Raw genomic sequence first — 13,635 nt, 5'->3', positions numbered from 1 at the left:
TCGCCTACCAGAGAAATCTAAACCCCCGGTCGGCTCCCCGACCGGGGGTTTTGTTTTTTCAGCGCCTGACAATTTGTTTTTCACGCTCACTTAAAGGAATCACACCATGAACTACGCCACCTATTACCGCTACGACACTTGCACTGCATGGCGATTTAGCCAGCTCCGTTCGGGACAGCCTGCCGCCTCCGACCGGTCACCCCGTGGTGGCAAGCCAACACACGTAGCCGATACGGCCAATTGTCGAACACCCCAGTAGGCCAAGCGTGCGGGAATCGCCCGCCGCTTGCCCAGGAAGCCTTGAATATGAACTCCTCCGTCGCCGCTTTGCCCGTCTCTTCCCTCAACAGCGCCAATGAAGCCCTGACCCAGCGTTTGCCCAGCGCTCTTGAACTCAAGCACCAACTCCCGCTCAGCCCGTTCCTCAACGAACAAGTCCACGCCCATCGCCAAGCCGTGCGCGCCATCCTCAATGGCGAAGATTCACGCTTGCTGGTGATTGTCGGCCCGTGCTCGATCCACGACCCGGAATCGGCCATGGAATACGCGCGCAATCTGAAGAAGCTTGCGCTTGAAGTCAGCGACCAGATGCTGCTGGTGATCCGTGCCTACGTCGAGAAACCGCGCACCACTGTGGGCTGGAAAGGCTTGGCCTACGATCCGCACTTGGACGGCAGCGATGACATGGCCGCCGGCCTGACCCTGTCCCGCCAACTGATGCGTGAAATGCTGCGCCTGGGCCTGCCGGTGGCCACCGAGTTGCTACAACCCATGGCCGCCGGCTACTTCGATGACCTGCTCACTTGGGTCGCCATTGGCGCACGCACGACCGAGTCGCAGATTCACCGCGAAATGGCCAGCGGCCTGGGCATGCCCGTGGGCTTCAAGAACGGCACCGACGGTGGCGTCGCCATTGCCTGCGATGCAATGCGCTCAGCCTCTCACCCGCATCGTCATTTCGGCGTCGACAGCCAGGGCCACCCGGCGATCATCCAGACGCCCGGCAACCCCGACACTCATTTGGTGCTGCGCGGCGGCCATCGTGGGCCCAACTACGATGCGCAAAGCGTGGCCGACGTAAAGCATGACCTGGCCAAGTCCAAAGTAGCGCCACGAATCATGGTCGATTGCAGCCATGCCAACAGCGGCAAGAACCCGCTGCGCCAACCGGCGGTATTCAATGACGTGCTGGAGCAGCGTTTGCAAGGTGATACCTCGCTGGTCGGCATGATGCTTGAGAGTCACCTGTTCGAAGGCTGCCAGCCGCTGAGCGCGTCGATGAAATACGGCGTTTCGGTGACCGATGGTTGCCTGGGTTGGGACGGGACCGAGCAGTTGTTACGCAGTGCCGCCGAGCGTTTGCGGGAACACGGCAAAGCCGACTGATCGGTGAAAAACATTAGATCGGCCTGGAATTTCTGTTTGGCAAACTCCTGCAGTGGGCGGGCATGGGCCGGTAGTGGCGTGTGCTCGATGCCTTCTCTTGCCTGCTTCTGCGAAGATTGAACTGGCCCGTAGATTTCGTGGCATACGGTAAACACGATGCACCCTTGAATCGCCTTCGTGCAGGAGCGAGCTTGCTCGCAAAAAAACGTCAACGATAACGCGTGCTTCCTGAATAAACGCAGCGCCTGCGAGTTTTTCGCGAGCGAGCTCCTACAAACAATGGCTGTGGACTAGGCCCGGGCCACCGGCATGCGGGACAGCTCTCGAAGCCACGGCAACACCCGCAGGCCGTTGGCAGTCTCGCAGGGGTCGACGATGTCCATGAAGTGTTCGAGGTTGACGTGGTCCGGCACACCCGGCAATCGCACTCGCACAGCCGGCGTTACGCCGCAAGGGGCGCCCAGGTCCAGATGCTCGTAGACGAGTACATGACGCACCTGGGGCAGAGGCTCATGGGCTTGGGCCATCAGCCCCGCATTGATTATCAGCACGTCGAAGGGTTCGGCAGGAATGGCAGTGAGAATCCGCACCTCTTCGAATGTTTGCACCGGCACGATCCGGTAATAACCCAACTGGTTGAGCATTTTCTCGATGTACAAGCGTTGCAGATGCTGTTCATCGGCAATCAGGATGGTCAGTGCTTTGTTCGGCATGGCAAACCCCTGGGCAGGCAGTGCTCGGCAGTGAGCGCAGCCCATTCTCCAGACATATGCCGACGACAAAATCAGGCATGTTCCCGGTTTGTGTAAGAGTTTTCCCAAATTTCCCGAATGGCGATCAACCGCAGTCAGGGCTGATTGCAATAAGCTTTCAAGCCACGATGCAAAACATCAAGCGCTTCGTTCACGCCGTCAACCGCGGGCCCCAATGCCTGACGGTCGCGCTGTTCACATGCGGCCTCCAATGCTTCACACCCACTGATCAATAGGTTTGCCTTGACCATTCGCGCGCCGCCCTTGGCACGGTGGGCCAGGTCGTGCAGCTTGGCAAAATCTGCCTGGCTTGCCAGGCGTGGCAGCAAGGCACGGTCCTCCCCCAGGCTTTTAAGCAACGGCGCCAACAATCCGACAAGCGCTGCGTGATCATCGCCGGTCAGCGCGACGAGTGTGCTCAAATCGAATGTCGGCACAGGCTGCGGGCCCGCGTCTGCCAAACGCGAGGCCAGCGCCGACCGCAAGTCGTCAAGCCCGGTTGGCTTGAACAGGCACCCATCCATGCCCGCCTGCCGGCAGCGCTCAGCTTCCTCCGGCTGGGCGTTGGCGGTGAACCCCAGCAACAGGCAGGGTTCAAGACCCTGCTCACGCTCTTGCGCGCGAATGTCCTGTGCTAGTTGATAGCCGTTCTTGAAGGGCATGTTGCAATCGGTAATGACGCCATCGAACTGCCCCGCTCGCCACTGCTCCAGCCCCTGCACACCGTCTTCGGCCGTGACGATACGGTGGCCCAGAAAGCTCAACTGTCGAGCCAGCAGCAAGCGATTGGCCGGGTAGTCGTCCACCACCAGAATGCTCAGCGCACGGCCCTCAGGCGCCGCCTCTTGCACAGGCTCAATCGGGGCCGGCAGCGTGGCGGTCATGGCCAGGGCCAACGTCACGTCCACCCGAGTGCCATGCCCCAGCACACTACTCAAGTGCAATTGGCCGCCCATCATTTCGCACAAGCTGCGGCTGATCACCAACCCCAGCCCAGACCCGCTGCGTGCCGACTGCTGATTGTTGCTGCCCTGGATAAACACGCTGAACAGCCGCTGCTGGTCGGCGACGCTAATTCCAATGCCGGTGTCTTGCACCCATAATTGCACGGCCAAGCGATCGCCCTCGACCACCGCCCGTGCAACCAGGCTGACCTGCCCATGGGGAGTGAACTTGATGGCATTGCTCAGCAGGTTCGACACCACTTGCTTGAATCGCAGCGGGTCGACCAGCACTGCCTGGTCAATCAGCGGGTCCAATTCAACCTGCAGCGCCAACCCCTTGGCTCGGGCCAGCCCCTCGAACACCCGTGCGACCGACGCCAACAGCTCATGCAGGTTGGCGGGCTCCAGGGTCAGCGACAAGTGCCCGGACTCGATCCGCACGATATCGAGAATATCGCCGATCAACTCCAGCATCCCCCGCGAAGCCACCGAGGCCACCTCCAGGGCGTCGCGGTCGACCCGCCCCTGTTCGGCATTTTTCAACGCCAGCTCAATCATGCCGATCACGGCATTCATGGGCGTGCGGATCTCGTGGCTCATGGTCGCCAGGAAGGTAGTCTTGGCGCGATTGGCGGCGTCGGCATCGTCCTTGGCTTCCTGTAGCTGGCCGAGCAAGCGGTGCCGCTCGCTCACGTCGACCCAACCGGCAATCATACCCACCACCTTGTCGTCGCCGTCGCGGTACGGCAGCATCCACTGGTAAATGGTCAGCACATCGCCGTTGGGCACCTTGAGTATTCGATCATGAATCTGCGGCTCGCCCCCAGCCATCAAGCGCAGGTAATCCTCATGAAACGACTGGGCCTGTGGCGGGTTTTCGACGTCGGTTTCCACCACCGTCCTGCCGATCACGTCTTCAAGCTTGTAGCCAAACACGTCGAGGTAGGCGTTATTGCAGGCCATCAGCCTCCCTTGGCGATCACGCACGTAAATCGGGTGCGGCGTGCCATCAATCAATACACTCATGAACCGCATCTGATCGCTCAGCGCCCGCTCGGCCTGCAGGCGCTTGCGAATCAGGCTGCGCAGGTAAATGGCCCAGCCCAGCGTGACGGCCAACAACAGCGCCGCCAACCCAAAGCCTTGAAGAATCACGTTGCGATAGCGCAACCAGTAACTGTCCTCGATGATGACCTCGCTGCGCCACTGGCCAATCAACTCGTCCATTTCCTGCGGGGTGATACTCAGCAGTGCCTTGTCGAGGATCGAATACAACTCCAATTGACTGCGGTTGACCCCAAAGGTCACGCGTGCAGGCTCGGTGCCGACCGTACTGGTGACACGCAAGCGGTCGCGGTAATACCGGTTGATCAGATAGCGTGCGCTGATCAATGAGTTGACCGCGCCATCGGCGTCACCATTGGCCACCAGCGCCATGGCTTGCTGGGGGGTCTCCACGTCGACAAAGATCACGCCTGGAAAATTCTGCGCTATCTCATCGTGCAGCCCATTGCCAACCACCATGGCCAGGCGTTTGCCGACCATGTCCTCCAGCGTGAGCGGGCTGTGCGGACCGTCGCGGGTAACCAGCACAAAGGGGTTGGTCAAGTAGGGCCGGGTAAAGCGCACTTTATCAGCCCGCTCCACGCTAGGCGTGACGACCGCCAGCATGTCCGCCGTGCCCGCGCTGACAATGTTGATCTGGCGCGGCAACGAACTGCCTGGCACCACATCGAACTTCAAGCCGGTACGCAAACTGATGCGCGACAGCACTTCGGCACTCAGCCCTTCGAATTGGCCTTGATCGCCGATAAACGATAAGGGAAGGAAATCATTGAGCACCGCGACCCTGACCCGTGGATTTTTCTGCACCCAGCGTTGTTCACTGGCGCTCAAGTGCAGCCGGTCAACGCCGATTATGCCCAGGTTACCCCCGCTCCAGCGGCGTAGAATTTCCATCTGCTCGCTGGCGGGAATCGCCTCCAGCGCAGCATTGAGGATGGGCAGTAAACGCGTATTTTCCCGGGTGACGGCAAACGCAAACGGATTGACTTCCAGGCCGGAAAAATCCGCCATGCGTACATTGTTGAGGTGGTTGCGATTGATCAGGTAGTTGCTACTGATGGCATCCCCCAGGTAGACGTCGGCACGACCAAACGCCACGGCACCAATGGCTTCGAAGGTCGAGGCAAACAGTTCCAGCTGGGCCTGGGGGTAAAACGCCCGTACGGCGTCGGGCTGCATATAGTGATACAGCATCGCCACGCGCTTGCCGGCCAGGTCATCATTCAACACCTGGCTGTCACCGCTGCGGGTCACCAGGGTCGGTTGATCGTTGGCATAAGAGCGAGACAACAGCAGTTGCGGATCGGCCGCTTCATAGCCATTGGCGGAACCGAGGAAATCCACCGCTCCCTGCTTCAGGGCCTCGATCACTTCATCGCGTGTGTCGTAACGCCGAACCTCGATGGAGATATGCAGGGCCTGGCCGACCAATGCGGCAAAATCGGCCGTGATACCTTCGAGCTCGTCGTTGTTGTTAGTCAAGTCAAAAGGTACGTAATCGGGCGCCGAGACGCCCATCAGTAATGAGCCCCGCTCACGCAGCCAACGCCAGTCGGCCTCGTCCAGCGTCACTTGCGGGGTTTCGATATGAGAGTGCCCCAACAGCCGCAAAGCGTGAGGCTCTTCGAGGGCCACCGCGATCAGGGGTAACAGGCTCATCCAAAGGACCGTGGCGAACCTCATCAACGCGGTGGTGACCATTTCAGTTCGGATCAGATCAGATGGTTGCGCTGGGCAAACTTGGATAAGTGCACTACCGAGGACATTCGTAACTTCTCCTTGAGTCGAGTCTTGTAGGTACTGATGGTCTTGTGGCTCAGCAGCATTTGCTCGGCGATTTCCTTGTTACCCAGCCCCAGGGCCAGCATCTGCAACACGGTCAATTCACGATCCGACAGGCAGTCGATCATCTGCCGTTCCGTTTCTTGCAGATCGTCGCGACGCACCGAACTGGTCGGCAAACTGGGGAAGCAACTGTAGCCCGACATGATGGCTTTGATAGCCTTTTGCAGCTCATCCAGTTCACCGGTCTTGGCGACGAACCCCATGGCACCGGAACGCATGCAGCGGGTAGAAAAAAACACCGCCAGGTAGGAGGTCAGTACCAGAATCTTGCATGGCAGGCCCAACGCCTTGATGCGGCTGATAACCTCCAACCCGCCTAATTTAGGCATTGCCAGGTCGAGGATAATCAGCTCGGGACGTTGCTCCCTCGCCAACTGCATGGCATCTGCGCCATCCCCTGCCTGAAAAATCTCATCAAACCCCTCCGCTTGCAGGAGGTATTTGACCGTCGCCCGGATAAACGGATGGTCATCCACAATTAATGCTTTGCTCATAAAACTTCCCTATGTGGACAAAATACCCTTACACATCACACCGGACCTGGGTACCTGTGAGAACTGACAGTTCCGACGAGCGGCGCTGCCCTCTGAGGACGGTAACGAGGCGGTGTCTGGCCCCTTCAATTAACTCAGCATAACCACGGACGCCGGACCTCAACGACCCAACAGCCGCAAGTGCCCAACCTTAGCAACGCAATGATGTTTCAACTGAAGGGATAATCCGGACTACATGTAGGATTTTTCCACAAACAAGCTTAGCCAATCCTGGCCAGCCCAAAGGGGATCAATCGGTGGTACTCGGGCTCCAGAAAGCCTGTACCACCAGGGTTGATGTTGAGAGGCGCGCCACCAGTGCATCCAGTTCATCGCCATCCACCGACGTGGCGGCCAGGATGGCCTCGATTTCCACTTCGTCGCTGCCGAACGGCCGCACATCGACATCACTGGCCGGGTAGTTGCAGCGGGCCAACTCGGCTTCCAGCAATGCCATCACCGCCTGTTGCTGACTGCGGCGCGCAATGACATAGAGGATATTGGTGACCTCTGCCGACACCACGTCCAAGGGTTGGCGGTTGATGTTATTGACGATCGGCCGCAGCAAGGTGTTGGCCGCCAGCACAAACAGCGTGCCCAGCAAAGCCTCGAGGATCAGGTCGGCCCCGGCGCAGGCGCCCACCGCCGCCGAAGCCCAGAGGGTGGCGGCAGTGTTAAGCCCGCGTACATTGCCCTCCTCCCGCATGATCACACCCGCCCCCAAAAAGCCGATGCCCGACACCACGTAAGCGACCACGCGCACCGCGCCTTCCGCACCGCCCAGGCGGTTGGCCATGTCGACAAAGATCGCCGCGCCTACCGCCACTAGCACATTGGTACGTAAGCCGGCGGTGCGTTGGCGGTACTGGCGCTCGAACCCGATCAGGCCACCGAGAATAAACGCAGCGCTGAGGCTGACCACGGTGTCGACCAGGGAGTTGAGGTTGATGTTGTTGATTGCCTGCATAAAAAATCTCCATGAATGCAGCGACAAATTGAAAAACACCGCAGGTCCCTGTGGGAGCTGGCTTGCCTGCGATAGCGGTACACCGACCCATGAGTCTGGCGACTGATACACCGCCATCACGGGCAAGCCCGGCTCCCACAGGGTTTGGCAATGTTGCATGGGACCTGTTACTGCCAGCCAAACCTGCGGATGTAGTAGCCCTTCACCGCCTGGGTCAGCGCCATGTACGCCAGCAAAATCACCGGCAGGAACACGAAGTACAGCGACGGCAGCGCCTGCAATTTGAAGTAGTGCGCCAAAGGCCCCATCGGCAGGAATATCCCCACGGCCATGATCACGCCGGTCATCAGCATCAACGGCAGCGCTGCACGGCTTTGCAGGAACGGGATTTTCGGCGTGCGGATCATGTGCACGATCAGGGTCTGGGTCAGCAGCCCCACCACGAACCAGCCGGACTGGAACAGCGTCTGGTGGTCTGGAGTGTTGGCATCGAACACATACCACATGAGTGCGAACGTGGTGATGTCGAAGATCGAACTGATCGGCCCGAAGAACAACATGAAACGTCCCACTTCCCCGGGCTGCCAGCGTTGCGGCGTGGCAAGCATCTCGTCATCGACGTTGTCGAACGGAATCGCAATTTGCGAGATGTCATACAGCAGGTTTTGCACCAGCAGGTGCATCGGCAGCATCGGCAGAAACGGAATGAAGGCACTGGCTACCAACACCGAAAACACGTTGCCGAAGTTGGAACTGGCGGTCATCTTGATGTACTTGAGCATGTTGGCGAAGGTGCGCCGGCCTTCCAGCACGCCCTCCTCCAGGATCATCAGGCTCTTCTCCAGCAGGATGATGTCAGCCGCTTCCTTGGCGATGTCCACCGCACTGTCCACCGAAATCCCGATATCCGCCGTGCGCAACGCCGGAGCGTCGTTGATGCCATCGCCCATAAAGCCCACCACATGTCCGTTGGCCTTGAGCAGCCGTACGATGCGTTCCTTGTGGCTGGGGGTGAGCTTGGCAAACACATTGGTGGTTTCCACCGCCAGGGCCAGTTCGGCGTCGCTCATCGCCTCGATGTCGTTACCCATCAGCAAGCCTTGTTGCGCAAGACCCACTTCGCGGCAGATCTTCGCCGTGACCAGTTCGTTGTCGCCGGTCAACACTTTCACCGCCACGCCGTGGGCCTTCAGGGCCTTGAGGGCGGGGGCGGTGCTTTCCTTGGGTGGGTCGAGAAATGCCACATAGCCGATCAGCGTCAGGTTGTTTTCATCGGCCAGGGTGTAGGTGTCGCGCCCCGCCGGCATCGGCTGCGCCGCTACCGCCACTACCCGCAACCCTTCTTCGTTAAAGGCCGCCGTCACCTGGCGAATGCGCGCCAGCAGTTCGTCGGTCAGCGCTTCATCGACGTCGCCATGGCGCACGCGGTTGCACACCGACAAAATTTCCTCCACCGCCCCTTTGCAGATCAACAAGTGCGGTTGATGCTGCTCGGCCACCACTACCGACATGCGGCGGCGGTTGAAGTCGAAGGGAATCTCGTCAATCTTGTTGAACGCGGTGCCGACTTTCAACTCGCGATGGATGTCCACATGCTCGAGCACGGCCACATCCAACAGGTTTTTCAAGCCGGTCTGGTAGTAGCTGTTGAGGTAGGCCATTTCCAGTACGTCGTCCGACTCCTGGCCCCACACGTCCACATGGCGCGCCAGGAAAATCTTGTCCTGGGTGAGCGTGCCGGTCTTGTCGGTGCACAGCACGTCCATGGCGCCAAAGTTCTGGATCGCGTCCAGGCGCTTGACGATGACCTTTTTGCGCGACAGAAACACCGCGCCCTTGGCCAAGGTCGAGGTGACGATCATGGGCAGCATTTCCGGGGTCAGGCCAACCGCAATCGACAGCGCGAACAGCAACGCCTCGGTCCAGTCGCCCTTGGTGAAGCCGTTGATGAACAGCACCAGCGGCGCCATCACGAACATAAAGCGAATCAGCAACCAACTGACCTTGTTGACCCCCTGCTGGAACGAGGTGGTCGCACGGTCCGTCGCCGTGACGCGTTGCGCCAATGCACCAAAATACGTGCTGTTGCCGGTGGCCAGGACCACCGCCGTGGCGGCGCCGGACACCACGTTGGTGCCCATGAACAGAATATTTTCCAGCTCCAGCGGGTTGCGCGTGTGGGCGTCCTGCTGGTGGGCAAACTTCTCCACCGGCATGGATTCACCGGTCATCGCCGCCTGGCTGACGAACAGGTCCTTGGCGCTGAGCACGCGGCAGTCCGCGGGGATCATGTCGCCGGCCGACAATACAATCAGATCGCCTGGCACCAGTTGTTTGATCGGCAGTTCAATGCGCTTGGCAGCATCGCGGCGCAGCACCGTCGCGGTGTTGCTCACCATGGCCTTCAAGGCGTCGGCGGCCTTGTTCGACTTGGCCTCCTGCCAGAAGCGCAACAAGGTCGAGAGCACCACCATGGAGAAAATCACCGTGGCGGCCTTCATGTCTTCGGTCAGCCAAGAGATCACCGCCAACAGAGTCAGCAGCAGGTTGAACGGGTTCTTGTAGCAATGCCACAGGTGCACCCACCACGGCAGCGGCTGCTCGTGTTCGACTTCATTGAGGCCGTACTGCACGCGCAGGGCGTCGGCCTCCTGAGTGTTCAGGCCCTCGGTGTGGCTGCCCAGCACGCCCAGCAATTGCACAGTGCTGCGGTTGGCAGACGCCACCAGTGTCTGCGCCAGGCTGGGCGGTACTTCGCGGCTGACACTGGCATCGGTCACGGTCTCCAGCATCGCCAGGCGGCGAAAATGCCGGGCGATATGCCGGGTCCGCAGGAAACCGGCGAAGAACTCTTTGAGCAAAGTGAGGTTCATGGTGTAACTCCTGCGCGAGGAAAAACCGTCGTGCAGGTACTGCCCGTCCACACCGCGCCCGTCACACAGGCACAGCCGAACCTGGCCCGCCCGCCGTAACAGGCAGGCGCGTCCGTAGCATCCAGGCGTTACCCAGGTGCTGGTCAGCGTCGATGAGAGGGAATCAGGCGGGTGCCAGGACTGGTCACCGCCGGGATGCCGCTTCTCGCTTTGTGAGGCGAGACAACGGCATCTGGAAAATGCGCGTTACCTTGCCAAGAGGCCGGTTACCGAAACCGGCCGACGACTGTCACTCGAACAAGTACCCACTGAGGGTCTCCGCTATTGATGAAAACGCGCGAAGCTTACGCCCCGATGTTGGCGGAGTAAACCGTAGGAAAGTGCCTGCATGGTGAATAAGAAAATTCTTCAGGATGGGTTCAGGTAACAACCGTAGGAGCGAGCTTGCTCGCGAAAAACGCCAACGATAACGCGTGCTTGCTGTGTGAACGCGGCGCCTGCGAGTTTTTCGCGAGCAAGCTCGCTCCTACAGAGGCGGAGTGCTGCTTTCACTCATGAGCCTGCCTGCTATCGGTCGGCGCTTGAACACGATCCTCGAGACTGTAATCGCGCACTACCTGGGCAATGCGCAGGTGGTAGTCAGCGAAAACCTGCCGACGGCCTGTTGATTGAGCGGCTCGATGTAGCTCAAGGCTGCGCCACTGCTGGATGGCTTCCTCGTCACGCCAGAATGATAGGGAGAGCAGCTTTCCAGGCTCACTCAGGCTCTGGAAACGCTCAACTGAAATGAATCCATCGATTTGAGCGAGCAAGGGCTTGAGTTCGGCAGCGAGGTCGAGATAACGCTGGTAGTGCTCCTCGTGTGGCCAGGCTTCAAAAATAACAGCGATCACTGTTGAGTCTCCTCATCACGGTAGAACCGCGGGATGCGGCCATTAAGGGAAGGCAAATAATCCCAGCGATAAGCACGGGCAAATAAGTCTGGCCGTCGATGCAAGAATGCCGAAATCACCTCTGAGGCAATAGCCAATGCCAATGGCTGGCCTGGGCATTGATGCCTGCCTGCGCCGAAGCTGAAGGTTCGTCGTTGAGTTCGGTTGATCAGGAAACTGTCGGGGTCTGGGTTGGCGCAGGGATCTCGGTTGGCAGCAGCAAGCAACAGTAAAACGGTATCGCCTGCCTCTAGAACGCTGCCGCCAATCGTGCAGCGTTGTGCAACGAAGCGTCGCGTGTTTTGTACCGGTGAGTCGTGGCGTGCCACCTCTGCCACCCACTCAGCGACGTACATAGGTGTGGCGTGCATGCCGTCAAACAGGTCAGGGTTTCGTTGGAGCGCTATGAGGGCGTTGCCGATCAGGCCTGCAGTGGCTTCGCAGGTCTGTGACAACAGGCCAATCAGATTCGCTATCAACGCATCATCGTCTTTCCAGGCTGAGGCTTGGTATTCGCCATAAAGACGGTCCAACAAGCCGCTACGCTTATCGTCGTTATTCAGCAGCGCTTGGAACATCTGCCTCAGCCGAGCCGCCCCGCAATGGGCTTCACTGAGTTGAGCTTCGTCGCTCAGTGGCGATAGACAGGCGACAAAATCTTGTGTCAGTTGCGCGACTTCCTGACACTGGCTGGGTGCGAAACCTATCAAAGTCGCAATGACCGAAACCGGTAACCTGAACATCCACTCGTTCGGGTTACCGACCGGGTCATCCAGTGTCTCGACAACCCGCGCCACGATACCTGCGATATTTTCGGTTCCCAGCGAGCCCAAGGCGGGTTCGATAACCCTCCGGGGACACCGGTGTTGCACGCCCTCGTTCATACGCATCAAACGACCAAAGATATCGCCTGCCGCGCCTTGTGCAATGGCCGCTGGAATCGGCTCGTGCGGTGGACGTACAAGGCAGTCGGGATGCTCCAGAATGGCCTCGACAACACTGGCGCCACTGGCAATCCATAAACCAAGATCTGCATCGAAGACCAGTTCACTTTGTCGCCTGAGGCGTGCGTAATAATCGTATGGGTCGGCATGGGTGGCGGCTTCAAACGGCGTCATGGTGGCAGTCCTTTTCGCTAAGAACAGCTACTATCGAACAATCGTCACTCCGACAATTCGTTCAGGAACGAAATATGGATTCCCAAAGCAATGACACTGCCATTTCGCGTGTCGCCGGCGCCATTGCCGAGCCCGCAAGGACGAAAATGCTATGTTCGCTGATGGACGGTCACGCCCGTACCAGTACTGAACTGGCCGTCATCGCCGACGTCAGTGCTTCTACGGCGAGCGCACACTTGGCAAGGCTTAAAGAGGACGGTTTGATAAAACTGCACACCCAGGGCAGGCACCGCTACTTCAGCCTGACAGATGCGCATGTGGCCCAAGCGATTGAAGCCCTTATGGTGATCAGCCGAAACGCTCAGACCTCGTTTGTTTCGACAACCCCCAGTCGGTTGCAGCTTGCGCGAACCTGTTATGACCACATGGCGGGGTCCTTGGCGGTACAACTGCACGACTATTTCCTCGACTCCGGCTGGCTGAGCATGTCGGACGCGAGTGACGGTACGTATCAGCTCAGCGTGGCGGGCGAAAAAGCGATGGCAGGGCTCGGTATCGAGGTAGATATCTTAAGGGTACAGAGGCGTCGTTTCGCTTGCGCATGCCTGGACTGGAGCATGCGCCGTCCTCACCTCGCCGGCGCACTGGGGGCCGCTGTGCTACAGGCCGTCATCAGCCGCAAATGGGTTATCCAGGACCTTGATAGTCGGGCGCTGGCCGTGACGCCCAAGGGGCGAAAGGAGCTGTCGGGCAAGTTTGGGATAAGGGTTGAAGAGCCAGAACTGAAGCGATCAGGCAGCGCCTGCGCATAAGGCCAAGCACCGTCCATGTTCAGCCACCTCAATCATCCCGCGTCAGCACTTCCAGCAATTCAATCTCGAAGCGCAGGTTACTGTTGGGTTTGATATGCGCGCCCATCGAGCGCTCGCCATAGGCCAGGTGCGCGGGTACATACAACGTGCGCACGCCGCCAACCTGCATGCCCATCAAGCCCTGGTCCCAACCCTTGATCACGCGGCCAGTGCCGATCACGCACTGAAACGGTTTGCCCCGTTCCCAGGAGGAATCGAACACCGTGCCATCTTCCAGGGTGCCTGTGTATTGGGTGGTGATCAGCGCGCCCTTGACCACGGCTTTGCCGTCGCCCAGGCGGATGTCTGTGACCTGCAGTTCATCGTGACTCATAGGGTTCTCATTGAAGGCGTGAAAAGGCTGGGGTT

General features: G+C 59.3%; 10 protein-coding genes. 2 read left to right on the top strand and 8 right to left on the bottom strand.

Annotation, left to right across the window (positions count from 1 at the left end; genetic code table 11):
- Nucleotides 1–306 precede the first annotated feature (306 nt).
- Nucleotides 307–1,386 (top strand): 3-deoxy-7-phosphoheptulonate synthase, encoded by a 1,080-nt coding sequence (locus tag BMH52_RS02205; protein WP_073842807.1) that lies wholly within the window; start codon nucleotides 307–309, stop codon nucleotides 1,384–1,386.
- A 290-nt stretch (nucleotides 1,387–1,676) separates the two neighbouring features.
- On the opposite strand, the gene BMH52_RS02200 is transcribed toward BMH52_RS02205, so the two are convergent.
- From BMH52_RS02200 to BMH52_RS02170, 7 genes are all read right to left on the bottom strand, one after another.
- Complete coding sequence (locus tag BMH52_RS02200; protein ID WP_032903477.1) at nucleotides 1,677–2,099, bottom strand: hypothetical protein; 423 nt, start codon at nucleotides 2,097–2,099, stop codon at nucleotides 1,677–1,679.
- Nucleotides 2,100–2,233: 134 nt separating this feature from the next.
- A complete protein-coding gene (locus BMH52_RS02195) occupies nucleotides 2,234–5,806 on the bottom strand; it encodes a transporter substrate-binding domain-containing protein (RefSeq protein ID WP_371915694.1) in 3,573 nt (1,190 codons plus the stop codon).
- Between the two features lie 53 nt (nucleotides 5,807–5,859).
- Nucleotides 5,860–6,486, bottom strand: coding sequence for a response regulator transcription factor (locus BMH52_RS02190; protein WP_072435652.1), 627 nt, complete (start codon nucleotides 6,484–6,486; stop codon nucleotides 5,860–5,862).
- Between the two features lie 289 nt (nucleotides 6,487–6,775).
- Nucleotides 6,776–7,492: an MgtC/SapB family protein gene (locus BMH52_RS02185; protein ID WP_019821435.1), complete on the bottom strand. Its 717-nt coding sequence runs from the start codon at nucleotides 7,490–7,492 to the stop codon at nucleotides 6,776–6,778.
- A gap of 167 nt (nucleotides 7,493–7,659) precedes the next feature.
- Entirely contained in the window at nucleotides 7,660–10,365 is a 2,706-nt protein-coding gene (mgtA, locus tag BMH52_RS02180; protein ID WP_073842803.1) for a magnesium-translocating P-type ATPase, read from the bottom strand.
- Between the two features lie 548 nt (nucleotides 10,366–10,913).
- Nucleotides 10,914–11,258 carry an antibiotic biosynthesis monooxygenase gene (locus tag BMH52_RS02175; protein ID WP_014717987.1) on the bottom strand — a complete coding sequence of 115 codons (345 nt, stop codon included), beginning with the start codon at nucleotides 11,256–11,258 and terminating at the stop codon, nucleotides 10,914–10,916.
- Nucleotides 11,255–12,415 carry a cytochrome P450 gene (locus BMH52_RS02170; protein WP_073842801.1) on the bottom strand — a complete coding sequence of 387 codons (1,161 nt, stop codon included), beginning with the start codon at nucleotides 12,413–12,415 and terminating at the stop codon, nucleotides 11,255–11,257. The genes BMH52_RS02175 and BMH52_RS02170 overlap by 4 nt, the downstream gene beginning before the upstream one ends.
- Nucleotides 12,416–12,489: 74 nt before the next feature.
- Here BMH52_RS02170 and BMH52_RS02165 point away from each other — a divergent pair, with 74 nt between their 5' ends.
- Entirely contained in the window at nucleotides 12,490–13,227 is a 738-nt protein-coding gene (locus BMH52_RS02165; protein ID WP_073842799.1) for a helix-turn-helix transcriptional regulator, read from the top strand.
- A gap of 28 nt (nucleotides 13,228–13,255) precedes the next feature.
- On the opposite strand, the gene BMH52_RS02160 is transcribed toward BMH52_RS02165, so the two are convergent.
- The gene (locus BMH52_RS02160) at nucleotides 13,256–13,600 is read right to left on the bottom strand and encodes an FKBP-type peptidyl-prolyl cis-trans isomerase (protein WP_014717985.1); all 345 of its coding nucleotides are present in this window, start codon (nucleotides 13,598–13,600) and stop codon (nucleotides 13,256–13,258) included.
- Nucleotides 13,601–13,635: the final 35 nt, after the last annotated feature.

Source organism: Pseudomonas sp. BTN1, from assembly GCF_001907715.1.
GTDB classification, from domain to species: domain Bacteria; phylum Pseudomonadota; class Gammaproteobacteria; order Pseudomonadales; family Pseudomonadaceae; genus Aquipseudomonas; species Aquipseudomonas paracarnis.
This window is presented reverse-complemented; position numbering and strand designations above follow the sequence as displayed.